Source organism: Paenibacillus luteus, from assembly GCF_006542765.1.
Lineage (GTDB): Bacteria > Bacillota > Bacilli > Paenibacillales > Paenibacillaceae > Pristimantibacillus > Pristimantibacillus luteus.
Window position 1 is genome coordinate 1 of sequence record NZ_SKCD01000053.1, and the last position, 23,791, is coordinate 23,791.

The 23,791-nt window shown below is 48.7% G+C and carries 22 protein-coding genes; 17 read left to right on the forward strand and 5 right to left on the reverse strand.

The window, feature by feature from the left end:
* From E0496_RS28470 to E0496_RS28495, 7 genes are all read left to right on the forward strand, one after another.
* Positions 1–1,202 (forward strand): glycoside hydrolase family protein (locus E0496_RS28470; RefSeq protein ID WP_141505226.1); only part of this gene is annotated, 1,202 nt, incomplete at its 5' end.
* Between the two features lie 1,422 nt (positions 1,203–2,624).
* Positions 2,625–2,780, forward strand: coding sequence for a hypothetical protein (locus E0496_RS35745; RefSeq protein WP_161601623.1), 156 nt, complete (start codon positions 2,625–2,627; stop codon positions 2,778–2,780).
* 364 nt (positions 2,781–3,144) lie between these two features.
* Positions 3,145–3,825, forward strand: coding sequence for an aspartate/glutamate racemase family protein (locus tag E0496_RS28475; protein WP_141505227.1), 681 nt, complete (start codon positions 3,145–3,147; stop codon positions 3,823–3,825).
* Between the two features lie 568 nt (positions 3,826–4,393).
* Positions 4,394–5,653: a ribulose-bisphosphate carboxylase large subunit family protein gene (locus E0496_RS28480; RefSeq protein WP_141505228.1), complete on the forward strand. Its 1,260-nt coding sequence runs from the start codon at positions 4,394–4,396 to the stop codon at positions 5,651–5,653.
* A gap of 6 nt (positions 5,654–5,659) precedes the next feature.
* Positions 5,660–7,174: a four-carbon acid sugar kinase family protein gene (locus tag E0496_RS28485; protein WP_141505229.1), complete on the forward strand. Its 1,515-nt coding sequence runs from the start codon at positions 5,660–5,662 to the stop codon at positions 7,172–7,174.
* Entirely contained in the window at positions 7,146–10,319 is a 3,174-nt protein-coding gene (locus E0496_RS28490; RefSeq protein WP_141505230.1) for a glycoside hydrolase family 2 TIM barrel-domain containing protein, read from the forward strand. Before E0496_RS28485 ends, E0496_RS28490 begins: the two co-directional genes overlap by 29 nt.
* A gap of 151 nt (positions 10,320–10,470) precedes the next feature.
* Positions 10,471–11,622, forward strand: coding sequence for a Gfo/Idh/MocA family protein (locus E0496_RS28495; RefSeq protein ID WP_141505231.1), 1,152 nt, complete (start codon positions 10,471–10,473; stop codon positions 11,620–11,622).
* A gap of 5 nt (positions 11,623–11,627) precedes the next feature.
* On the opposite strand, the gene E0496_RS28500 is transcribed toward E0496_RS28495, so the two are convergent.
* A complete protein-coding gene (locus E0496_RS28500; RefSeq protein ID WP_141505232.1) occupies positions 11,628–12,527 on the reverse strand; it encodes an AraC family transcriptional regulator in 900 nt (299 codons plus the stop codon).
* A 78-nt stretch (positions 12,528–12,605) separates the two neighbouring features.
* Complete coding sequence (locus E0496_RS28505) at positions 12,606–12,944, reverse strand: L,D-transpeptidase (protein WP_141505233.1); 339 nt, start codon at positions 12,942–12,944, stop codon at positions 12,606–12,608.
* 297 nt (positions 12,945–13,241) lie between these two features.
* Between E0496_RS28505 and E0496_RS28510 the strand changes: the two genes are divergently transcribed.
* The 3 genes from E0496_RS28510 (at position 13,242) to E0496_RS28520 (ending at position 14,637) form a co-directional block, all read left to right on the forward strand.
* Positions 13,242–13,592, forward strand: a complete 351-nt coding sequence (locus E0496_RS28510; RefSeq protein WP_161601624.1) for a DUF3221 domain-containing protein — start codon at positions 13,242–13,244, stop codon at positions 13,590–13,592.
* 84 nt (positions 13,593–13,676) lie between these two features.
* Entirely contained in the window at positions 13,677–14,060 is a 384-nt protein-coding gene (locus tag E0496_RS28515; protein WP_141505235.1) for a DUF2500 domain-containing protein, read from the forward strand.
* Between the two features lie 106 nt (positions 14,061–14,166).
* Positions 14,167–14,637, forward strand: coding sequence for a 2-thiouracil desulfurase family protein (locus E0496_RS28520; protein WP_141505236.1), 471 nt, complete (start codon positions 14,167–14,169; stop codon positions 14,635–14,637).
* Between the two features lie 54 nt (positions 14,638–14,691).
* On the opposite strand, the gene uraA is transcribed toward E0496_RS28520, so the two are convergent.
* Positions 14,692–15,993 carry a uracil permease gene (gene uraA / locus E0496_RS28525; protein ID WP_141505237.1) on the reverse strand — a complete coding sequence of 434 codons (1,302 nt, stop codon included), beginning with the start codon at positions 15,991–15,993 and terminating at the stop codon, positions 14,692–14,694.
* A 287-nt stretch (positions 15,994–16,280) separates the two neighbouring features.
* Between uraA and E0496_RS28530 the strand changes: the two genes are divergently transcribed.
* Complete coding sequence (locus tag E0496_RS28530) at positions 16,281–16,715, forward strand: NfeD family protein (protein ID WP_141505238.1); 435 nt, start codon at positions 16,281–16,283, stop codon at positions 16,713–16,715.
* Entirely contained in the window at positions 16,716–17,645 is a 930-nt protein-coding gene (locus E0496_RS28535; RefSeq protein WP_141505239.1) for an SPFH domain-containing protein, read from the forward strand. It begins immediately after the preceding gene.
* Positions 17,646–17,905: 260 nt separating this feature from the next.
* Here E0496_RS28535 and E0496_RS28540 read toward each other — a convergent pair whose 3' ends face one another.
* A complete protein-coding gene (locus tag E0496_RS28540) occupies positions 17,906–19,738 on the reverse strand; it encodes an extracellular solute-binding protein (protein WP_161601625.1) in 1,833 nt (610 codons plus the stop codon).
* A 192-nt stretch (positions 19,739–19,930) separates the two neighbouring features.
* Between E0496_RS28540 and E0496_RS28545 the strand changes: the two genes are divergently transcribed.
* From E0496_RS28545 to E0496_RS28565, 5 genes are read left to right on the forward strand one after another with little or no spacing between them, the layout of a single operon-like run.
* Positions 19,931–20,332: a GntR family transcriptional regulator gene (locus tag E0496_RS28545; RefSeq protein ID WP_141505241.1), complete on the forward strand. Its 402-nt coding sequence runs from the start codon at positions 19,931–19,933 to the stop codon at positions 20,330–20,332.
* A complete protein-coding gene (locus E0496_RS28550) occupies positions 20,325–21,014 on the forward strand; it encodes an ATP-binding cassette domain-containing protein (protein WP_141505242.1) in 690 nt (229 codons plus the stop codon). Before E0496_RS28545 ends, E0496_RS28550 begins: the two co-directional genes overlap by 8 nt.
* A complete protein-coding gene (locus E0496_RS28555) occupies positions 21,011–21,853 on the forward strand; it encodes a hypothetical protein (RefSeq protein WP_141505243.1) in 843 nt (280 codons plus the stop codon). The genes E0496_RS28550 and E0496_RS28555 overlap by 4 nt, the downstream gene beginning before the upstream one ends.
* Positions 21,854–21,864: 11 nt before the next feature.
* Complete coding sequence (locus E0496_RS28560) at positions 21,865–23,061, forward strand: hypothetical protein (protein WP_141505244.1); 1,197 nt, start codon at positions 21,865–21,867, stop codon at positions 23,059–23,061.
* A gap of 17 nt (positions 23,062–23,078) precedes the next feature.
* Entirely contained in the window at positions 23,079–23,336 is a 258-nt protein-coding gene (locus tag E0496_RS28565; RefSeq protein WP_141505245.1) for a hypothetical protein, read from the forward strand.
* Between the two features lie 234 nt (positions 23,337–23,570).
* On the opposite strand, the gene E0496_RS35945 is transcribed toward E0496_RS28565, so the two are convergent.
* On the reverse strand, positions 23,571–23,791 hold a 221-nt coding region (locus tag E0496_RS35945), incomplete at its 5' end, for a hypothetical protein (RefSeq protein WP_175598129.1).

Genomic DNA, 23,791 nt, shown 5'->3' on the forward strand with positions numbered 1-23,791 from the left:
CGATATTGCTCCGGCTCGCTCCGGACCCGGCAGCCTTCTGCGGCAGGCTCGTTATGCCGCTGCTGAAATACCACGAGCTGACGGGCAATGCGGATGCGTTTGAGCTTTGCCAGTTTTTCACCGCCTTAATTGTGCAGCGCAGCGGCGTGTTCAACCCGGACGGCAGCTTTAACGATGCGCTTGCCTACCGCAGCGGACATTTCCATACGCGTCTCGGCACGCTCGACGCGCTGGCACGCTTTGGCGTATTTACGGGTGATGCCGCGCTTATCGCGTTCGTGGAGAAAAGCTACGCCTGGGCGGTGACGCAGTGCACGGCGTTCGGCTGGACGCCAGGTGATATGAAGGAGCAGGCGTACGAGCATGAAACCTGCTCGCTTGTCGATCTGATCGCCACAGGCATTACGCTTGCCCAAAGCGGCTACACGAAATATTGGGGCGTCGTGGAACGCTACATCCGCAATCATCTCGCAGAATCGCAGCTGCTGGAGATGGACTGGGTGAAGGAGACCGATGACCGTTCGATGGATGTGCCTGGGCGCATTACGTACGAAAATATTGCGCAGCGGACGCGCGGTGCGTTCGCAGGATATTCTGCGCCGAACGATTTCTGCTGCAACGTGAATCACGGGCGCGGCCACACGAATGACTTGCAAATTTGCTGCTTGGGCTCAGGCACACGCGGCTTGTATATGGGCTGGAGCAATACGGTGACAGAGAAGAAGGGAACCGTCAGCGTAAACTTTCTGCTTAACCGCGGCTCAGCTTGGCTGGATGTAGACAGCTACCTGCCGCATGAGGGCAAGCTGGTGCTTCATATTCACAAGGATATTCAGCGGCTGCAGGTGCGGATTCCGGAGTGGGCAGGTTATGCGAAGGTGACGTTCAAGCGTGAGCGGGACGGTGAGACGATTGCTGCGGGCAAAGGCAGCGAGCCGAGCCGCTGGGTGAACGAGTGCTTCTTGCTGCTGGGCGCAGTGGAGGCTGGCGAGACGATAACGATCGAGTTCCCGCTGTCCAAGCGCAAAACGATCGAGACGGCGATCGGCGAGCAATTCGAAACGGAGTGGCAGGGCGACGACGTGATCGGGATCACGCCGCAGGGCACGAGCCATCCGTTCTACAGCGGTCGTAAGGTTTACGAGCAGGCGCCGCTTCGCGAGGGCGAGTATCGGCGTTTGGAGAAGGAGCTAGTGTGGTAGAGAGAGTTTGGGTTTACGGTTAATTACATTGATCAGGTTCGCTCGAAGTTGCTAGGTAGAGCCAACTAACTATCATGGGGAAATTCCTCTCGTTCTAGTGAGAAAGGCTGATTACTTGGAGGCAGGTAGTGGCTATGTTGTATAGACGCAGGATAGGAGCTCATTTGGAGTAATAAGGTAGTGCTATCCTGCACTCCGTACAACATAGAAGCTATTTTTAGGGAGATTGGCCGTAGAACGGGCGATTCTAGTGTGAATGTGCAGGATAGCACCAGCGTACGAGCATAAACGAGCAAAGTTCCTGTGAAAGTGCAGGATAGCTCGGAGCAGCTAGATAAAGCCAACTATACATGGAGTAACTAATCGTTTTTCGTTAGTAAGGCTGATTACTTGGAGGAAGGTAGCGGCTATGTTGTACTGGCGCAGGATAGGAGCTCGTTTGGAGCAATGAGGGAGTGCTATCCTGCACTTCGTACAACATAGAAGCTAGTTTTAGAGAGCGTGGGCGCGAAACGGACGATTCTAGTGCGAATGTGCAGGATAGCTCCGCAAGGTGGGTTAAACTGGACAAAGTTACTGTAAGAGTGCAGGATAGCTCGGGGCTGGCTAGTGTGAGAAACGTTGATCAGGCTAGCTCGGAGTAGCTAGGTAAAGCCAACTAACTAACTAACTAACTAACATGGAATAATTAATCTCGTTTTAGTGAGAAAGGCTGATTACTTGGAGGCAGGTAGTGGCTATGTTGTACAGGAGCAGAATAGGAGTTCATTTGGAGCAGTGAGGGAGTGCTATCCTGCACTCCGTACAACATAGAAGCTAGTTTTATAGAACGTGGGCGCAAAACGGGCGATTCTAGTGCGAATATGCAGGATAGCATCGATATGCGGGTTAATCGGGCCAAGTTCCTGCTGAAGTGCAGGTTAGCTCGGAGGTTGGTTAGCGTGAGAAACGTTGATTAGAATAGTACGAAGTAGCTAGGTCAAGCCAACTAACTAACAAGGTGTAATTAATCTCATTTTAGTGAGAAAGGTTGATTACTTGGAGGCAGGTAGCGGCTATGTTGTACTGGCGCAGGATAGGAGCTCGTTTGGAGCAATGAGGGAGTGCTATCCTGCACTTCGTACAACATAGAAGCTATTTTTAGGGAGATTGGCGGTAGAATGGGCGATTCTAATGCGAATGTGCAGGATAGCATCGATGTGCGGGTTAAATCGGGCAAAGTTCCTGCAGAAGTGCAGGATAGCTCGGAGGTTGGTTAGCGTGAGAAAAGTTGATTAGGATAGCACGAAGTAGCTAGGCAAAGCCAACTAACTAACATGGGGTAATTAATCTCGTTTTAGTGATAAAGGCTGATTACTTGGAGGAAGGTAGCGGCTATGTTGTACTGGCGCAGGATAGGAGCTCGTTTGGAGCAATGAGGGCGTGCTATCCTGCACTTCGTACAACATAGAAGTTATTTTTAGGGAGATTGGCCGTAGAACGGGCGATTCTAGTGCGAATGTGCAGGATAGCATCGATGTGCGGGTTAAATCGGGCAAAGTTCCTGCAGAAGTGCAGGATAGCTCGGAGGTTGGTTAGCGTGAGAAACGTTGATCAGGATAGCTCGGGAGTAGGTTGAGCAAGAAACATTGATCAGAATAGCTCGGAAGTAGGTTGAACAAGTAACGTTGCTTAGCATAGCTTGAAAATTAGTTTATGTAAGAAACGTTAATTAGGATAGCACGGAGGCTGGTTAGCGTGAGAAACGTTGATTAGTATAGCTCGGAGTGAAGGGGTTTAAGTGAGCAAGGTTCGATCACAAATACGGAACAGCTCATATCAGCTAGGTAAAGCCAAATAACACGGAGTAACTAGGTATGTTGTGACGGAGCATGGCAAAGCGAGTTAATGAGATGGCTTTACTTATTAGTTTGTTAGTGTATCGGAAAGAGGAGGAATTCATGTGAGGACGGTTGTTGCGGTGTATACGGGGCAGGGGCTGGCTGATCCGCTTAAAGCAGTGTTTCAGGAGCTGCTGCCAGACGTGAGACTGGTTAATATTGTGGATGACAGCCTAATTGGCGATGTTGTTAAAGCGGGACATATTCCGGCGGGCGTGACGAAACGGCTGACCCAATATTACGTGAACGGGGAAGAGCTGGGTGCTGATGTGATTTTCAACACATGTTCATCAGTAGGCGAGGTGGCGGATGAGGCACGCGGAAAGCTTGGCATTCCGATCGTTAAAATCGATGAAGCGATGGCGGTCAAAGCGGTGGCCGAATATGATCGAATCGCAGTATTAGCGACGCTGCCTTCTACGCTGGAGCCGACGCTGCGTCTGATCTCGAAGCAGGCAGGCCTCGCGGGAAAAGAAGTGACTTTAATTAGCGGGTTAGCTGCAGGAGCATTTGACGCTTTGGTTGGAGGCAAGCCAGAAGAGCATGACCGAATTTTGCTGGAAACAGCAAAGCAGGTGTGCGAGGCTGCCGATGTGCTGGTGCTGGCGCAAGGGTCAATGGCCCGGATGGAGGTCGCCCTTCGCGAAGCGACTGGCAAGCCGGTACTATCAAGCCCGAGGCTTGGCGTTGAGCAGGTTAAAGCCGTTTTGGCGCAGCTGGACTCGGGGCAGCACAGGAGTTAGCGGTAGGTGGTTAGATAAAGGAAACACTATTCATATTTTAAAGTCGGTCGTTCGTTGACGACTGAGATGTTCATAAATCTTTTACTCACGGGAAAAGCAAAAAAGTTGAAGAGAAGAAGGAGTGAATGAGGCAGTTAAGACAGTAGATAGTTGAAGAGAAGAAGGAGTGAATGAGGCAGTTAAGACAGTAGATAGTTGAAGAGAAGAAGGAGTGAGTGCGGCAGTTAAGACAGTAGATAGTTGAAGAGAAGAAGGAGTGAGTGCGGCAGTTAAGACAGTAGATAGTTGAAGAGAAGAAGGAGTGAATGCGGCAGTTAAGACAGTAGATAGTTGAAGAGAAGAAGGAGTGAATGAGGCAGTTAAGACGGTAGATAGTTGAAAAAAAGAAGAAGTGATTGTAAAGTGGCGGATGGTGTACCACGGGCGTTTAAATAGGTAAGCAGATGAATAAATGAACAGATGGAAATATGCAATTATGGAAATATGCAAATATGTACGGAAGCTATCTTTATTTCAAAAGTAAGAAGAGTATTGGCAATAGTTGATTTTAGCAGAGGAGGTCAGGCATTTGAGTGAGGAGAGAGTAATTGCAGTTTATCGGGTGGAGACGCCCTATTCGTTGGAGAGGGCTGCGGAAGTCATTGCGGGCGAGCAGTCGACCGGTACGTTCACTGCGGTGCCAGGCGAGACGGATGCGTTAAAGGAGCGATTCGGAGCCCGAATCGAGAAGGTCGTAGAACTGGAGACGGTTACTGCACCGACGCTGCCGGGAGCAAAGGTACCTTCTGGCCATGATGGGAAATATCGGCGAGGCTTGGTGACCGTCTCCTTTCCACTGCATAACTTTGGGCCTTCGATTCCGAACTTGATGTCGGCGATTGCAGGCAATTTGTTCGAGCTGCAGGAGCTGTCTGGCATTCGGCTAGTTGATCTGGAGCTGCCGGAGACTTTCGCGGCTCGTTATCCCGGTCCGAAGTTTGGGATCGAAGGCACGCGCAGGCTGACGGGAGTCTATGACCGCCCGATCATTGGCACAATTGTAAAGCCAAGCATCGGCCTTGATTTAAAGGATTTGCAGCGGATGATTCTAAATGTGTCAGCGGCTGGGCTTGATTTTATTAAAGATGATGAATTAAATGCGAATGCGCCTTATGCTCCGTTGGAGGCAAGGGTGAAGGCAGTGATGGAAGCGGTGGACAAAGCTGCTGACGTGACGGGCAAACGGATCATGTACGCGTTCAATATTACGGGTGATATCGACGAAATGGAGCGAAATCACGAACTGGTCGTGAGGGCAGGAGGCAACTGCGTCATGGTTAGTATTATGAGCGTTGGACTTGCGGGCCTCGCCCATTTGAACCGCTATAGCGAGGTGCCGATCCATGGGCATCGGAACCAATGGGGCATGATGACGCGCTCTCCGGGACTGGGGTTTGAGTTTTCGGCTTATCAGAAGCTGTGCCGGCTGGCAGGTGCTGACCATCTGCATGTTAATGGACTGAACAGTAAGTTTTACGAGAGCAATGAGTCTGTGGTTCGTTCGGTTCAAGCCTGCTTGAAGCCGATGTATGACGGCTATGCAACGATGCCGGTTGTCTCATCAGGTCAGTGGGCAGGCATGGCACCGGCAACCTATGAGGCTACGGCGACGGTAGATGTGATGCATTTGGCAGGCGGCGGCATTTTGGCGCATCCGGACGGAGCCGGCGCGGGTTTCAAGAGCATGAAGCAGGGCTGGGAGGCAGCGGTCCAAGGAATTGAATTGGACACGTATGCGGAGCAGCATCCGGCTCTGCGACGTGCCATCGAGAAATACGGGAAGGGCTGAGGGGAAATGTTGAAGTTGGCAGCGGACAACAAGGGTTTTTCACGGTTGCTTTGTTATTACGGCGATGACTTTACTGGCTCAACAGATGTGCTGGAGTCCTTGTATCGAGCGGGTGTCAGGACGGCGTTGTTTCTTGAGCCGCCAAGCGATGCACTATTGAAGCAGGAACGGTTTTCCGGGCTGGATGCCTTCGGCGTTGCTGGAATCGGACGTTCACTTTCCCCTGATGAGGCAGAAATTGAGCTTCGTCCCATTTTTGAAAAGTTGAAGCAAGCGGGAGCGGCTATCGTACATTACAAAATATGCTCAACCTTTGATTCCTCACGAGTAGTAGGAAATATCGGCAAAGCCGCCGAGATTGGCCGTTCTGTATTTGGAAAACATTATATACCACTGCTTGTAGGTGTCCCTTATCTTGGACGTTATACGTTATTTGGCAATCATTTTGCTCGTGCAGGCGAAGAGATTCACCGCCTGGATCGTCACCCGACGATGTCGCGCCATCCGGTCACGCCGATGAAGGAAGCAGATTTACGCAGGCATTTGGCAGAGCAAAGCGAGCTGAAGATTTCATTGATGGATATTTTGGCGTTGGATGGGGCTTGGAGTGAGGTACGGGAGAGCTTTGGGCATCTCATAGAGAAAGAACAGCCGGACGTGGTACTGTTTGACGTGCTCGATGAGGAGAGGCTGGAAACGGCAGGCCAATTAATTTGGGAGGCGGTAAGCGGCAAAGACAGTCTATTTGTCATAGGCTCGTCCGGCATCGAGTATGCGCTCAGCGCTTACTGGAGAGCAACTGGACGACTAATTGAGGGGCGAACCCAAGAGCAGGAAGAGCAATCAAAGGCACAGGAGCAAGAACAGCAGCAAGGACAGAAGAAAGAGATAGAGCAAGAGCGAGAGAAAAATGCTTCAGTGGCAGCGGTTGATCAACTTCTCGTTGTATCGGGAAGCTGCTCCCCCGTAACCGAAGCCCAAATTGCCCATGCCCTGCAGGATGGTTTTGTAGGAATCGCGGTACCAGCCTCGGAACTGATTGATCCGCAGCAGTCGGAGCAATCACGCTCGCGAATGCTGGAAGAGGCGAGCGAGCATTTGAGAAAAGGCAAAAGCATTTTGCTCTATTCTGCGGCAGGAGGAAATGACCCGGCTATTGCTGCTTTTCGCGGAGCGCTTACTAAACATGGTTACGATGCCGAGGATAGCAGCCGCTTGCTTGGCGGCATTCTCGGCTCTTTGGCACGTGAACTGATTAAAGAGGCCGAACTGAAACGTATCGTCATCGCCGGAGGCGATACTTCCGGATACGTGACTCGAGAGCTTGGTATTTATGCACTGGAGTGTGTCGCCGCACTAGCGCCTGGAGCCCCTTTATGCCGTGTCGCTTCTGATGATCCGGCACTTGACGGTTTGGAGCTAGCGCTAAAAGGCGGACAAGTGGGAGAAACGAATTTCTTCAGCAGCGTTAAGCAAGGAGGCGTAACTAATCATGGCGTTTATTCCAAAGAATTCTTTTAATCAAAATGGACCAGATTACAGCAATTTGCAGGTACTGGAGCTTCATACGGTACCGCCGCGCGTGGAGCTCGTGCCTTATAGTGACTGGGAGTCCGCGTTGAGTCAGAACCCGGCCTCTTCGCCTTATTTTGAGCTATTGAGTGGAAGCTGGCGATTCCATTATGCCGAATCTCTGTATCCGGAGTTATTTTATGAGCCCAGCTATGACGACACAAACTGGGCGTTCATCCCGGTGCCGGGGAACTGGCAAATGCACGGATACGGGCAGCCGCATTACAGCAGCTGTCCGTATCCTTTTCCAATTGATCCGCCCCATGTGCCTTCGACGAATCCTGTGGGCTGTTACCGTAGGACCTTTACTTTTCCCTCGCATTGGGGGAATCGGCAAATACGTCTTATTTTTGGCGGAGTAGATTCCTCCTTCCATCTCTGGGTGAACGGCCAGCCAGTCGGTTACAGCCAAGGCAGCCATCAGCTGTCGGAATTTGATATTACCTGTTTTGTAAAGCAGGATGAGGAGAACATACTGGCAGTCAGCGTATATCAATGGTGTGACGGCAGCTACTTGGAATCACAGGATAAATGGCGCCTTAGCGGTATTTTTCGCGATGTGTACCTGGCTGCGCTGCCTGCGGTTACTATAGAGGATGCTTTTGTGCAGACAAGGCTGGAATTTGGCAGGAATCGTGGCGTGCTGGACATCGAGCTCAAGCTGACTAAAGGGCTTGAAGTACTTGAGTCCGCGTACCGCTTGCGGGCAACGCTGATCGATCAGCAGGGTAAAAAAGTGCTGGATGACTATGCGCCCAATATACCAGATTTTGCAGCCGAGGAAGAGCACAGCTTTCAATTGCTATTTACTATTGATGCTCCATTGCTATGGACAGCTGAGACGCCGCATCTCTATACATTGCTGCTTACTCTTTATGCTGGGGAAGCGAATATAGCTGAGGTAAAGGTTATACCAGTAGGTTTTCGGACGATTGAAATCGCAGACGGTCAATTGCTGATTAACGGTCAGCCGATCATCATCAAGGGTGTAAATCGTAACGAATTTAGCCCGTCAGAGGGGTACATCACAACGCTCGAATCTATGCTTGAAGATATCAAGCTGATGAAGCGTCATAACATCAACGCGGTCCGTCTGTCTCATTACCCGAATGACCCACGCTGGCTGGGTTTATGTGATAGCTACGGGCTTTACGCGATTGCCGAGGCTGATTTGGAGACGCATGGCTTTCATTTTATCGAAGATGAGAGCTATTTGAGCAAGCATCCCGACTGGCGTGAGGCCTATGTGCAGCGGGCGCGAAAAATGGTTGAGCGAGACAAAAACCATCCTTCCGTCATCATGTGGTCGCTCGGCAATGAATCGGGATACGGCCCGAATCATGATGCCATGGCTGCGTGGATCAGGGAACGGGATACGACTAGACCGATTCATTATGAACGCGCATATGAGGCTTCTGTCGTTGATATCGTTAGCTCTATGTATCCGTCGGTAGAGATGCTAATCGATGAAGGGCGCAAAGCTGATATCCGTCCCTATCTTATGGTTGAATTTGGGCATGCGATGGGCAATGCATCAGGAAATCAGCAGGAATATTGGGATGCGGTAGATGAATATCCCCGGCTGCTGGGCGGTCTGATATGGGAATGGGCGGACATGGGCATCTTGCGAAAAACGGAAACAGGCGAGTCTTGGTATGCATACGGTGGTGATTTCGGCGATGCGCCGCACAGCGGAGCCTTCTGTTTGGATGGTTTGTTATTTCCGGACAAAAGCATTAAAGCGTCTTTGCTGGAGTATAAGAAAGTCATTGAACCGGTAAAGATCAATGGAACGGAGCTCGCTTCGGGAAAAATAATAATTCGCAACCGCTACAGCTTTCTGTCGCTTGAGCATTTGCAGGGAGAATGGCAACTGCTGAGAGATGGAGAGGTACTGGACCGAGGATGGTTAGGCCCGCTGCTCACGCCTGCGGGAGCAGAAGAGACGATCCAGCTGCCGCTGGCGGGTTTCGAACGACAAGCGGCAGGAGAATATTGGCTTCATGTACGCTTCGTGCTGCGCCATGATACAAGTTGGGCAGAGGCGGACCACGAAGTCGCTTGGGCAGACCTGCCCTTTATGAAAATAACGCCTGGGCAAGCTTTGGCGACTGTACAGCCTTATGGGCAGTTTAAGATTCCTGTTTCTTCAACAGAAGAGACCCAGCCTGCAGAGCCGTTGATTCCCACTGCTCCGTCAATGGAGGAGGATAATACTGAGCAGATTGCGGATCTCCGCATTCAAGAATTAGCTGATCGACTCCGCGTGTATGGTACTGGCTTTGAAATTTCGTTCAGCAAAGTGACCGGGTGGATTGAGGCTTGGGAGGTGGAAGGCCATTCACTTCTGCTAGCAGGACCTTCGCTAAATTTATGGCGCGCGCCGCTCGATAACGATGTTCATCTGGCGAAGGAGTGGGTAAAGGCCGGATACGATCGGCTGACGGTTACGGTTCGGAATTTTCGTATCCTAACTTTAGAGCCTCATAACGTTCAAATTAGCGTAAAAACAGCAGTTGGCGCCAAGGGGGAAGCGATGGCTTTCCGCACAATCACGATCTACTCGATCGATACTCGCGGTCAGGTATGCATGGATGTGTCACTGGAACCGCTTCGGGGAAATCTGCCTCCTATGCCGAGATTCGGTTTGGAGCTGCGTATGGTTAACAGCTTTAATCAGCTGAGCTGGTTTGGGCAGGGGCCTCATGAATGTTATGCCGATCGTAAGGAAAGCGGCAAGCTTGGAATCTATAGCGGCACGGTTGCCGAGCAGTTTGTACCGTACGTTAAGCCGCAGGAAAACGGGAATAAAAACGAGGTTCGTTGGGCGAGGATGACAGATGAGACAGGGAGAGGGCTGCATTTTACCAGTGAAGTCCTGTTTAACCTAAGCGCCCACCACTACTCCACCGAAGATATGACGAGGACCAAGCATGTTCATCTGTTGACGAGGCTGGATGAAACGATTATCAAGCTGGATGCCGCGCAAAGCGGCATTGGCAACCACAGCTGCGGTTATGCGCCAACCCTTGACAGGTATCTCATTAAACCGCAGCAAATGAGCTTTCAAATGCGGTTTAGTCCATCATTCTAAATAATGCTTTAAATTAGGAGGGATTTCTTCTTCAAACAGTAACTAAAATCCTAAAAACCGCAAAGTAACGTTATTTTCCCACAAGCTATGCACACATTTGTAATCGGTTACTTGGTAAGCTGAGTGTATTATCCCTAAGGAGGGCTTACCTATGCTTAAAGTAGCGATTATTGGAGCCGGAGCCATTTCAAACGCCCATATTGATGCCTATTTGCAGTTTCCGGAGCGCTGTCAAATCGTGGCGGTCAGCGATATTTTCGAAGAAAAGGCAGTGGAGCGCATTCAGGAGCATCAGCTTGACGCGATTGCCGTTTCCGATTATACGAAGCTTCTTGAGCTAGATGTGGATTTGGTCTCCATTTGTACCCCGCCCTATACGCATGCGGAGCTTGCTGTTCATTTTCTGGAGGCTGGTGTGCATGTGCTCGTAGAAAAGCCGATGGCTGCCTCCTTGGAGGAATGCGACCATATGAATGAGGCAGCTGCCAGAAGCGGGAAGCTGCTGTCGGTCGTTGCGCAAAACCGATTCAAGACGCCGATGATGAAGCTGAAGGCGATGCTGGACAGCGGCCTTGCGGGTAAAATCGTCCACGCTCAAATTGACTCACACTGGTGGCGCGGCCATTGCTACTATGATCTATGGTGGCGGGGAACGTGGGAGAAGGAAGGCGGCGGCTGCACGCTGAACCATGCGGTTCATCATATTGATGCCTTGCTCTGGATGATGGGCCGTCCGGCGGATGTGCAGGCGCTAATGACAAATGTGTCGCATGACAATGCTGAGGTTGAGGATCTTTCCATCGGCATTCTCCGTTATGAAGGAGGGGCGCTGGCCCAGGTAACGAGCTCAGTCGTGCATCACGGACAGGAGCAGCAGCTGATCTTTCAAGGGGAGAAGGCTCGCATCTCGGCCCCATGGAAAGTAGCGGCTTCAACCGCCCGCGAGAACGGCTTCCCGGAGCAGAATTTTCCTCTGGAGGAAGAGCTTCAGGAAACCTATGATTCACTGCCGGATGTGGTCTACGAAGGGCATCAGGGTCAGGTCGACAATCTCCTGTCTGCCATCGAGAAAGGGGCTCCCTTGCTGATTGACGGAATCAGCGGACGGCAGACGCTTGAGGTCATTGTGGGCATTTACAAGGCGGCAAGCACGAGGACGCTTGTCCCATTTCCGATCCACCCGGATGACCCGTTCTATACGCGAAGCGGCATGCAGGCGGGAACGATCCACTTCTACGAGAAGAAGACCGCTGTAGTCAATTTTGCAGATTTGCCCATTACGACTGGAAGTGACTTTAAATAATAACGCTAACCTAAAGGCAGATTCAAATTATGGTGGAATTGCTTCCGATATTGATGAGGCGTAATGCCCATTTGCGATTTGAACATTTTGCAAAAATAGGAGCTGTTCGTAATGCCAACCTCCTCGCCGATTCGGGCGATAGAGAGCTCAGAGGCAGTTAAAAGCAGGATGGCTTGCTGCATTTTTTTGGCGGCGACATAGTCAGAAATGCTGCTGCCCGTACATTCCTTGAACAGATGGGAGAGATGGTAGGGCGAGAGATGAAGCTCGCTGGCCATCAGCTCCAGACGCAGCGGCTCCTTGTAATGCTTATTCAGCCATTCCAGCATACGCTCGGCTTGATGCGGCTTGCGCAGCAGTTTTGGCGTGGAGGGAGGCCCAAGCTGCTGCTCCCAAAGCTGTTTAAATGCGCGAAGGAATGTTACGAGAAACAAGGAGAATTCCTCGAAATAATCACTTTTGGCGATGAGAGGAACGCTAATCTCCCAATTGCTCAGAAGGCTGTCCAGGGGCTTTATGTCTCCCGTATGGTAAATACATGGTTCAGGCAGACTTTCGGTGTGAATATGCTTGAAAAACCTTTGCAGGACGGGCCATTTGTCAAAGTAGCTTTCATAGAGTGTCGGCTCGAAGTGAACGATGGTACGGATGAAAGGCTGTTCAGGGCTTAACTCAACCTGGACATGATGCAGATGATAGGGCTGGAAAATACAAAGCATGCCTGGAGCTAAGTCGTAGCTTTTTTGCTCAATGATTAATTTCCCACGGCCTTCGTGAACGATTAAAATTTCGATACCTTGATGGGCATGAAATGTTCCCCTGTAGTGCTCAGGCGTATCATTGGTGCGTCTATAGGCAAAATAAAGCGGGACCTCCCATAGATTAATGGTATGGATATATGACATGCCGAGCACATCCTCGCTGGAAATTATGATAAGGCTCTATTATTTTAACATAGGAGCGTCTATCTTTTACCAGATGGACTAGGGACGGATCGTCACGCGTGTGTTTATGGGAACGATTTTGGCCAAGGCAAGAACATCGTCGTTGAACATCCGAATGCAGCCGTGCGAGACCACATGGCCGATCGACGACGGATCGTTCGTGCCGTGAATGCCGTAATGCGGTTTCGAGAGACCCATCCAGAAAGCGCCGAACGGTCCGCCGGGATTCGGCTGCTTATTGATTATCGTATATTCGCCGGTAGGTGTTTGGGTAACCATTTTACCGATGCCTACAGGATAGGATTGAACGACGATATTGCCATCAAGCAGATGCAGCTGGCGGTCGGACAGATCAACAATGATGCGGTAGTCGGGCATAACAGTACCACTCCTTTTCCATAAGATATGTAGGCAGAGGAGCATTTGCTTCATGTAAATCTTTTGGCAGAAAAGTAAAGAATCCATCGGTACAGAGAGTTTATTTAGGAAGTAATTATAGGAGCAGAGCCGTTATTGTATGGCTCTTTTTTTGTTGGGGCATTAAATTACCGAGATGCGCCTCGAACAGGTAACTTAGGAGATGACGAGAAAATTGCTAGAGCAAGGGGATGCTGAAACATTCCAATTATTTTCAACGTCTATGGTAGCATAAGGAAGAATTGGGAGGTATTTTTTGTGAAAAGGCTGTTCTTTATTTTGTTTGTTATTATTATTTTTGGAGCGGGCTGTTCGGCAAACAATAAGGGTGAAGCAGGTGGGCAATGGAATTATCAAGAGGGTTATGTGGTAGCAAAGGATGAGGCTAACCGTCAACTGCTAGTCGTACGAGAGAAGGTGGATAACCTGAAAAATAAGAAAATAGAACAAATACTGAAGGAATCTGATCCAGATGCGGTATGGTTAAAGGTGACCCGTAAGCAATATGGCTCGGTAGAAGAAGGTGACCATGTGAAGGTTTCCATTCAAGGTGGAATAGATCAATCTTATCCTGCCCAAGCGGCCGCAGATTCGGTTGAGAAAAAATAATGAGAATCACCATTGTTGAGTGAATGTCTAGTTTGGGAAGAAGACGAATACATCAGTTGGTCGCTTCGTTAAAGGGGAGAGCGTATGAGTAGATATGATGAAGGCAACGGTTTTTTTGATTTTTTGGCGGAGGTCCCGTTATTTTTTAAGCTGTTTGGCGGGTTTTTGTTTATTCTCGTATTTGGAGTCATCCTATATGTCATTATTATAGGCGTGCGAGCATGGTCGCGAAACAATGCTTCAGAGCTTTTAATGAGAACAGCAAAGGCAGTGGATAAACGAACGGAGGTATGGGGCGGATCGGGCGAATCCAGTACGAGTACGAACTATTATATTACGTTTGAGCTGGATGACCGGACGAGGGTTGAATTGCCGATAAGGGCAGAAAAATTCGGTCTGATCGTGGTTGGGGATGAAGGAGAGCTGACCTACCAAGGCACGCGCTTTAAGGAGTTTAACCGGAAGTAGCAGGCAGCTACCTAGATAGGAGCATTGGCAGCCGGGAGTGGCAAGGGGCTTAGGTGTTGCGATATAATCAATGAACAACATGATATATATCTAAGAGGTGGAGCTTGTGATTGTCGTAAGTGCATGCTTGGCTGGTTTTGAGGTCAGGTACAATGCAACCCATAGCTTGAATGAAGTCGTTCAAAAGCTGCTGAAAGAAAATAAAGCGGTATCCCTCTGTCCTGAGCTGATGGGTGGTTTCACCACACCGAGAGAGCCTGCCGAAATTGTTGGCGGCGACGGGGACAACGTGCTGAACGGAACTGCTAAGGTTGTGGAGAAATCGGGCAGAGATGTCACGGAGCTATATATAAAAGGAGCGTATCTTACGCTGGAAAAAGCGCAGGAGGTTCATGCAACCGCAATTGTGCTTAAGGAGTATAGCCCTTCCTGTGGAAGCGCGATGATTTATAATGGTGACTTTGCCGGGCGTAAAATCGTTGGCAATGGTGTCACAACAGCGCTGCTGAGAAGACATGGCCTCAGAGTAATATCGGAAGAGAATCTGAATGATTTTTTGGAGGAAATGAAGCATTAGTTACAATTGCAGCAAGAAAGAGCGAAGGGGCCCTCGACGGAGCCCCTTCGTTGTTTAATGACCTGCGGATTCGTGGTCGTTGGATAGCTTTAGTACATCAAAGATTTTGAACAGGAGGCTAAGCAAGATTGCAATTACCGTTGCCAGTGCCATTCCTGAAAGATGGAAATCCCCAATGGACAGCGTAACGCCGCTAAGTCCTGTAACCAAAACCACCGTTGTCAGGAACAAATTGGTTGGCTTGCTGTAATCAACCTTGGATTCAACAAGCATCCGGAAGCCGGAGGCTGCGATAACGCCGAATAACAGCAAGGATACCCCGCCCATAACGGCTGGAGGGATGCCGGAAATGAGTGCGGAAAATTTACCTGAGAACGATAGCACGATCGCAATAAGCGCCGCACCGCCGATAACGAAAGTAGAATAGACCTTTGTTATCGCCAGAACACCGATATTTTCCCCGTAAGTCGTATTAGGCGTAGACCCTACAAAACCCGATAGTATCGTAGAAATACCGTTTCCTAGCATCGAGCGGTGAAGACCGGGATCTTTGGACAAATCCTTGTCTACAATGTTGCCCGTAACGACGAGATGCCCGATATGCTCAGCAATGACAACAAGTGATGCTGGAGCAATGGCGATAATCGCGGTCCACTGGAATTTCGGTAATGTGAACTGCGGAAGTTGAACGATCCCGCTTGCACTAACTCCGCTAAAATCGGTAAAGCCCATGAAATAAGCGAGTACATAACCCGCGACAATACCGAACAAGATGGGGATGATCCGCATAAAACCTCGAAAAAGTACCGAGCCAAGCACGGTAATCGCAAGGGTCACCGTTGAGAGCAGGACTACTTTAGGATTCATGACCCAAGTTGCAGGATCTTCAAACGATTGTGGAATCCAGCCGGCCATTCCCGCAGCGACAGGAACGAGTTCTAAGCCAATAATAGCGACGATTGCGCCCATGGCTGCCGGGGGGAATAAGACGTTAATCCAGCCGGTGCCTGCCGCCTGTATGATCAGGGCGACTATGGTGAAGATAACGCCTGATATGATAAATCCGCCCAGCGCGGCAGCATAATTGCCGCCACCAGCGGCATGGTCACCGATGACGGCGCCAGCAGGGGCAAGAAAGGCAAAGCTTGAGCCCAGATAGGCTGGGATTTTGTTGTTGCATACCCAAAGATAGAGCAGTGTGCCGACACCGTTCATAAGCAGGCAGATCGCGGGATCAACGCCAAGCAAATTCGGTACAAGCACGGTGGAACCAAACATGGCAAACAGATGCTGCAAGCTGAGAAGCATGCTTTGTAGGGCAGGAGGTCGTTCCATGACCCCAATTGCTTTTTTCATGTCGAAAAATGCCTCCAATGATATGTAGTTTGTAAAAAGACCCTTGATGATTCTACATATTCATTGTCGGTTTGGCAAGCGTTATTTATATCATCGTAGATAAATATGTTGTCGAATGCTGCTCGGAACGTGAAAAATATTCGACAAATTACTCCGTTTCACTTGTTGAATGAATGATTTAAGCGAAATGTCAGTTTTCTGTTCGTAATTTTCTTTTTTTAGCATATATTTCAAGGAAATATGGTTTAATAAGGGTAGGCAATCATGGTGGAAAGGAGAGTGATAGGATGGATCTGTGGGTGATTTGGCTCATTGCTGCCGGCGTTTTGGTCATTGTAGAGATGCTAACGCTTACCTTTTATTTGCTCTGGCTTGCGATAGGCGCTGTGTTTGCAGCCATTATTGATTTTATTTTCCCGGGTGGATTGGTGCTCGAAGTGATTGTTGGCTGCGCGGTTGCCCTTATTTTGACGATATTTACTAAACCGCTTACGAGGCGGGTTCGGGCATCGCGCGGCTTTAAGGATGCCGTGGACGAACTGGTCGGCAAGCAGGGCATTGTGTTGGAAAATGTGTCGAGTGATGCACCCGGCATTGTCAAAGTGGGGAACGAAACATGGAGTGCATTGTCGAACGAACACTTGGCTAAGGGAGAGACGGTCATTGTCGTAAGTAGAGGAAGCGCGGTGCTTCAAGTTGAAAAATGGGGAGGAATTTATTAAATGGGCATTATTTTAACCTTAATTTTGTTAGTCATCGTTGTTATATTTGTCGCATTGTCAGTTAAGATCGTTCCGCAGCAAAGAGTCGGAGTCGTAGAGCGGCTTGGCAAATACAACCGATTGCTGACAGCCGGGATCAATATTCTGATTCCGATCATTGACCATGTGAGAACATACCATGATTTGCGTATTCAGCAGGCAAACGTGCCTCCGCAAACCGTTATTACAAAGGATAATGTACAAGTGAAAATCGATACCATTATCTTTTATCAGGTGACGGGACCGGAGCAAGCTACATACGGCATCTCCGATTATGTATACGGGGTTAGAAATATCAGTACGGCAACCATGCGGCAAATTATCGGTAAAATGGAGCTGGACGAGACGTTGTCCGGGCGCGAGAAAATATCGTCAGATATCCGGATTGCGCTGGATGAAGCGACCGAGAAATGGGGCGTTCGCATCGAGCGGGTGGAGGTTATCGACATTCAGCCGCCGATCGATATTCAGGACGCGATGGATAAGCAAATGAAAGCCGAGCGGAGCAAGCGGGCGATGGTACTCGATGCGGAAGCGGCGAAGCAGGATATGATTTTGCGTGCCGAGGGTGACAAGCAAAGTAAAATCCTGAAAGCAGAGGGTGACAAGGAAGCTCGTATCCGCCAAGCGGAAGGACAGCGTCATGCACAGGAGCTTGAGGCACTTGGGGAAGCGAAAGCCATCCAAGCGATCGCGGAAGCGGAGAAAGCCCGTATAGAGTTGATTCGATCCGCAGGCCTGGACGATAATATCCTCACTTACCGTTCCCTAGAGGCACTTACCGAGATTGCCAAGGGGCCAGCGAACAAAATATTCCTTCCGACTCGTGCGGTTGATACGCTAGGCAGCATCGGAGCTATTGGAGAAATGCTGAAAGCAACGAAAGAGTAAGCAACGGAAGTCCTAATGATTCAACCGAGCTAGGCAAAAGGAATCCTTATGCCTGGCTCGGTTTTTTATTTTACAACATGGTCGGGAAACGAATGAATCCAAGAGCAGATCATGAATGTGATGCTTATAAGAGGAGTGAGGAGATGGACTAGAATTTCGGGCATACCTTTAAATTTATATACAGCTTTTATAATCATATGAACCGGCTAGCTGCTCCTAATTATCGAGAAGTGGAGAACTTCCGATACCTCGTTGGATCACTACGTCGCAGCCAGCTTATTTAATTCTTCCAGCATCGCCTTATACTCTGCAGATGCAGTATATTCGCTCACAAAGGTTTTCCAATTTTCGATAGATGCTGCACCCATGATAACCTTAACCTTGAATTGCTCTAGCTTAGCGTTTTGCTCAGCATACTTGCCTGTACTCCATAAGCTGCTTGCCTCAGGCAGGGCGGAGGAGGAATAGGAGGTTTTTCTCCATTCGGTGACTGCCGCTTTGTATTCACTGCGAATTGCTTCAGGGAGAGCGGCCAACTTGCTATTATTTTTAAGCAGATCGGTTTGTCCGAACAAGCTGTTAACGGCTTCCTGATCAGTTTGCTGCCATCCCTCGATAGTACCCCAGCTACCGTCTTCTGTTTTTTCCAGCCCGTAATTCAGCCAAGAGAGTACCTGTTTTGTCTCCACTTTTGATATTTTGGTCACGATATAAGTCCCGTTGCCCTGAGACCTCCAAGGGGCAATCGGAGAACTGGCTGATGTGGCTTTAATGGTTTGAAGCGGCAGCCAAATGGCATCATCGCTAGTAAGCTCGGCTGCTTCGTTAATGCTCATGGAAGCTAGTCCCGCCTTGTTGCCCCGCAGTCCCTCCTTAGCCTGATTTCCTGACAAGACCGCAAATTCCTTGTCGATCAAACCTTCCGAGTATGCTTTGGCAAGCCATTGCAGTGCCAAAGTCTCTTCACTGCTTACCGAATGATCAATGACTTTGCCATCTTTAACGGAGAAGCGGTCAGGGCTTCCTGTATACGCATGCTCCACCCATGATAAGGTTCCGAGTCCACTACCATTTAAATACCCGACAAGTCCCAAGGTGTCTTTCTTTCCATTGCCATCGGGATCAAGCTCGACGAATGTTTTCATCACCGTAAAAAGCTCATCCATCGTATGCGGTATCGCCAGTCCAAGCTTATCCAGCCAATCCTTGCGAATGGCAGGGAAGGCTGCGTTGTGAGGATCTCCTGGCCGAGGAATGCCTAATATTTTCCCGTTTGCGACTCGACTGCCAGGTCCACTCTGAGCCAGTGCTTTCAGTTTTGGGAAAGCTTCAAGCTCTGAAGTCAAATCATGAGCAATGCTTGCAAGCAGTTCATTTTGAAATACATAAGGGTCCTGGAGCAGCATGAGAGCTGTTGGGTCACCCGCTGCGATCATGACCATCGTTTTCTCTCGATAATATTCCGGGTCCATCTGTACGAAGTTAATATTCATCTTGGTTGCTTGTTTTAAATGATTAAAAAGCCGATCTGGTTGTTCAACGATTCCGTTATCCATCTTTGTCATGACGCTGAATTTAGGCAATGCTTGAGGATCGGAAACTATGGCATAGCTTTGCTGTGCATTCCAAACGATGCGAAGACCATTCGCTTCCACGACAGGTCGAAGAGGGACCCAAAGAGTCAGGTTATCGATGAATGGGGCAGCAGGAAGTCCTTTCCATACTTTACCCCCGATTTCCACTTGAGCGACGTTCGCTTGGAATATGATTGTTGGTTTATTTTCTTGATATGCAAGGAGCTTGCGTTCCTTAGCTTGCCACTCTAGCTTGTAACCCAGCCCTTCGAGCAAGCTTTTGCCCGGCACCATAAGAGTGCCATTGATTAGACGAGGAGGCGATGGAAGATTAACGGGCAAATCCTGAAAGAAAACGCTTACTGATTTTTCGCGAGGAGCTTGTCCTTCGTCAAGAAAGGTGAATCCATTGGGCAAGCTTTGAGCTGCCAATGTAGAAGGGATCGAAACGATTAATGTTGCGGACAGAGCCGCGGTTAATGCGGCTATCGATGTTTTACGAAGCATTTTCCGATTCATGGGGAGCCTCTCTTCCATAAATAGTATTAATTAATAGACGTGTGGGAGTGGAAAAGGTTTCAAGATCATGTAATTGTCCTAAAAGCAGCTTCAATTGGTAACTATTGACACAAAAGTGTATTACGTGCATAATACACTTTAGATGTATGAAGGGCGTAGTACACACACTCGTTCGGAATGAGAGGTAACGCTATGAACACAAGCGAAGAATGGGCTGAAGTGGCGTTTAATAATAGGGACCCTGTTTATTTACAAGTAGTCCGGTACTTCAAGGAGCGGATTGCGACAGGTCATTCCTCAGCAGGGCAAGTCATTCCTTCCCGCAGGGAACTGGGCGCTTTGATGAAGATTAATCCGAATACGGTTCAGAAAGCTTATAAGGAAATGGAGGATCAGCAGTTGATTGTGACGGAAGGCAACTTACCCAGCCGAATAACCCATGATACTCATGTACTAAGTCAGATCAGAGCGGAGCTGCTTGGCAGCGCCGTCCGCGATTTTTTGCAAACTGTTCAAAAAATAGATATTCCGATCGAAGAGCTGCTGCTGATGGTCGAACGCCAGTACAAGGAAATGGGGGCAAAGCATGATTGAGGTTAAGGAAATTCGCAAGCGTTATCGTCGTCGGGACGTGTTGAACGGGGTTTCTTTTACGGCGGCAAAAGGAGAAATCACCTGTCTGATCGGAACGAATGGAGCAGGGAAATCGACGATCTTAAAAGCGATTATGGGGCTTACTCCGGTTTCGGGAGGGACGATTCACATTGATGGCAAAACGCTCATTCCAGAGCTCTATGAGAAGATTTCTTTTGTACCGGATCATTTAAGGATGCCTGCCAGCATGAAGCTGTCCGAGGCGCTTCGTTTTATGGCGGATTTCTATGATAGCTGGAATGAGAAACGTGCGGACGAGCTGATGAAGTTTTTTCGGCTGGAGCATTCGTTCAAAATCGGGAGCTTGTCGAAAGGAACCGCTGCAAAGTTTAGTTTAGTGCTGGGCCTGGGGCAGGACTCGGATTATCTGCTGCTCGACGAGCCATTCTCCGGCATCGATCTATTCAGCAGGGAAGCCATTACAGAAGTGTTTACGAGTGATTTAATTGAGCATCGCGGCGTGCTGCTTACGACACATGAAATTGGGGACATGGAGCATCTCATCGATAAAGCGGTGTTATTGAAGGACGGAGTGGTCAGCCAATCCTTTCAATGCGAGGAGATGCGGAGCGAGGAAGGTAAATCGGTCATTGATGTGATGAGAGAGGTGTACAGGGCATGAATCGTTACTTGAAGCTAGTACATATGGAAATCCATCGTTTTCGTTGGATTCTAATCGCTTTGATGGGGATCACGGCTATTTGTCAATCCAGTGGTTTGATATGGACGCTGAAGAAAGCAATGGCGCAATTAGAGGAACAGAAGATTCAGGGGGCTGATATGCGGAAATACTTCGATTCGGTTCCCGATACGCTTAATTTTGAGTGGGCGATGTTCAGTACGCAAATGTGGTTCATTTTACCGATTCTGCTTTGTATTGCTGTTCTGTCTTTATACGTTTTTTTCATCTGGTACCGGGACTGGATGGGACGGCACACGTTTATTTATCGGTTACTGATGCTGCCGACAGCAAGACGCAATCTTTTTTTGGCGAAAATAACGGCATTGCTATTGTTCGTCTTCTCCATTGTTGCCTTCCAACTGATTATGCTGCCTGTTCAGGAGCTAGTGCTTAAGCTTGTGGTTCCTGTGGAGCTAAGGTCGGAATCCCATATTGTAGATGTCATTAACATAAATCAGGCGCTGGTCGAGCTTATTCCGCGGCAATTTGAACAGTTCTTTTATATTTACGGTTTGGGGACGATTGTTGTGTTAATGTTCTTTACCGCCATTTTATTGGAAAGAAGCTATCAGCGCATGGGGATTTTATATGGAATTCTTTATTTAGCAGGCTGCGCGTTGGTTGTAGCTGCTCCGCTTTTGTACTTTGGACTTGATAGCAGCATTATTCCTTTATATCCTATGGAAATTTATGTTTTGGTATTGTTTTTATTATCTGTTGTGGCAGCCGTTTCGGTGTGGTTGGGCTCGAGACTGCTTGCCAAAAAGATTACGGTATGAGGAGGATGGCGATGAGGCATTATTGGTTTTCTGTAGGACTTGTGCTGCTCACGGTAAGCGGTATTGGCACTTATTATTTCGTAGGCAATCAAAATCATTTGCCGGAATTTCAAATCGAAACCGTTCAAGGTGATGCCAAGGAAGGTGCGGCAGTTGTTTTATCGGGTTCGTATTATGGAGATATGCGCTCCGAATCTCTGGAGGTTAGCATAAAGGGCAGCAAGTATTATAACGAAAAGGTTAACTTTCGCACTGATATATTGCATGCAAATTCATGGTTTTACGAGGATCTTGAAATGCAGCAGCTTTTGCAGGACCATAAAACCTTTATGCGGGGCAAAGATAATGTAAATGGTTTTTACCGAGATCATGAAATGGTTATTTATGCTGATCTGTCAACTAGCACACGCTATACGAATGCCCCAAAAGGAAAGCTGCAGCTTTCGTATTTGTATGAAGAGACTGGGAAAGTGGTTCGTTTTAAATCGATTGGGATGGGTCATTCGGAAGATATCTATGCAATAGAAGATGTTCAGCGTGTGGAGAATGAGATGCATATCCTATTTAGGAAGGAAAGCAATCAAAAAACATATGAAATGGTGTATGTCTTTGATATGAAAACAGGCAAGCAGCTTCGCCAAGTGGATGTAAGCAGTCAGGCTAATGAGGTACGAGGCTCGGAAGTCCAATTGACGAATTTTCAAAACGATAGCCGAAGCAGTGCAAGCAATACCGTCTTCTTTGTAGGAAGCATAGGAAATGGAGAAGATGGAAAGGCATTTTATTATTCTTATTCCTACTTAACGGGTGTTCTGAGCGAGCTGGAGGAGCCATTGTGGGAAGGCAGGTTTTTAGTAGATAGCTTGCAAAATGAACTCCTTTATTACGCGGAGATTGACCCCAACGTTGTGACATTATCCGTGTACAATACGAAAACAAAAGAACGAAAGCGCAGCTATGCAGCAGTTACTGCGGAACAGCTTGACGTGGATGAAATCAAGGCCGCAATCATCAAATCAGGTCGTGTATATCTCTATTTGCTAGATCATGCTGGTAATTCCGGAGCAGCAGTGCTTGATCTTGAGGATGGCAAGCTGCTGTTTAAGGGATTTGCAGCTCCGGTAAATGGGAATAAGCTGACAGAGGAGGAACAGCAAGAAAATCTTCATTTGCTGAACATGAACATTAATCAGAAGCTTGAAAACTAATTAAACGGAGAAAAGCTATGAGAGCAGTAATGAGTTTGAGTCAAAAGATAGAGAGGTTAAGAGGGCTGGAGCCGTATGCTTATCAGACTGCTTATTTTCTACTGCAGGATGAGGCGGCAGCGGCCGAGGCAACCAAAGCGGCTTTACTGGAAATAAGCCAGCGGGACGGACTGATCATGGACTCACCAGAGAAGCTTCGCAGCCAAATTAAAAAACTGGCGATTCGCGCGGCGTTGGTTAAACCAATAGCATTTGCACATGATAAAAGAAATTAGTAGGCTGAAGTAGAGTTCAATAGCTGCAGTGAAAAGGGAATCAGATAAGGGAAGCTACCCCGCCTATGTTCACTTGCAGGGAGCATGAGGATTTACGCTGAATTGCAGTAAGCCGGAGGATTTATGCTGAATTGAACATAATCAACTGAAATTTAGCTGGAAATAGCCTTGTTAATTATTGAATGTATATGGTTTGAAGGCTTTACATGGAATTTCTCCCTCTAATTCAATCATTTATGCGGATAGGAGCAGAAAATGATGGATATAGAAGGAGTTTTTCCTGTTAATGCTAATGGTGGTAGTTTGTTTGTTAAAGCTCATCTGGCAAGCTACCATTCCTATACCCGCACCCGCACCCGCACCCGCACCCGCACCCGCACCCGCACCCGCACCCGCACCCGCACCCGCACCCGCACCCGCACCCGCACCCGCACCCGCACCCGCACCCGCACCCG

What these genes read in the sequence shown, in the direction of transcription:
- E0496_RS28485 (WP_141505229.1), top strand. Translation starts at nt 5,660, where the DNA reads ATGTTGAAGTTGGCAGCGGACAACAAGGGTTTTTCACGGTTGCTTTGT.
- E0496_RS28490 (WP_141505230.1), top strand. Translation starts at nt 7,146, where the DNA reads ATGGCGTTTATTCCAAAGAATTCTTTTAATCAAAATGGACCAGATTAC.
- E0496_RS28495 (WP_141505231.1), top strand. Translation starts at nt 10,471, where the DNA reads ATGCTTAAAGTAGCGATTATTGGAGCCGGAGCCATTTCAAACGCCCAT.
- E0496_RS28500 (WP_141505232.1), bottom strand. Translation starts at nt 12,527, where the DNA reads ATGTCATATATCCATACCATTAATCTATGGGAGGTCCCGCTTTATTTT.
- E0496_RS28505 (WP_141505233.1), bottom strand. Translation starts at nt 12,944, where the DNA reads ATGCCCGACTACCGCATCATTGTTGATCTGTCCGACCGCCAGCTGCAT.
- E0496_RS28515 (WP_141505235.1), top strand. Translation starts at nt 13,677, where the DNA reads ATGAGTAGATATGATGAAGGCAACGGTTTTTTTGATTTTTTGGCGGAG.
- uraA (WP_141505237.1), bottom strand. Translation starts at nt 15,993, where the DNA reads ATGAAAAAAGCAATTGGGGTCATGGAACGACCTCCTGCCCTACAAAGC.
- E0496_RS28530 (WP_141505238.1), top strand. Translation starts at nt 16,281, where the DNA reads ATGGATCTGTGGGTGATTTGGCTCATTGCTGCCGGCGTTTTGGTCATT.
- E0496_RS28535 (WP_141505239.1), top strand. Translation starts at nt 16,716, where the DNA reads ATGGGCATTATTTTAACCTTAATTTTGTTAGTCATCGTTGTTATATTT.
- E0496_RS28540 (WP_161601625.1), bottom strand. Translation starts at nt 19,738, where the DNA reads ATGAATCGGAAAATGCTTCGTAAAACATCGATAGCCGCATTAACCGCG.
- E0496_RS28545 (WP_141505241.1), top strand. Translation starts at nt 19,931, where the DNA reads ATGAACACAAGCGAAGAATGGGCTGAAGTGGCGTTTAATAATAGGGAC.
- E0496_RS28550 (WP_141505242.1), top strand. Translation starts at nt 20,325, where the DNA reads ATGATTGAGGTTAAGGAAATTCGCAAGCGTTATCGTCGTCGGGACGTG.
- E0496_RS28555 (WP_141505243.1), top strand. Translation starts at nt 21,011, where the DNA reads ATGAATCGTTACTTGAAGCTAGTACATATGGAAATCCATCGTTTTCGT.
- E0496_RS28560 (WP_141505244.1), top strand. Translation starts at nt 21,865, where the DNA reads ATGAGGCATTATTGGTTTTCTGTAGGACTTGTGCTGCTCACGGTAAGC.
- E0496_RS28565 (WP_141505245.1), top strand. Translation starts at nt 23,079, where the DNA reads ATGAGAGCAGTAATGAGTTTGAGTCAAAAGATAGAGAGGTTAAGAGGG.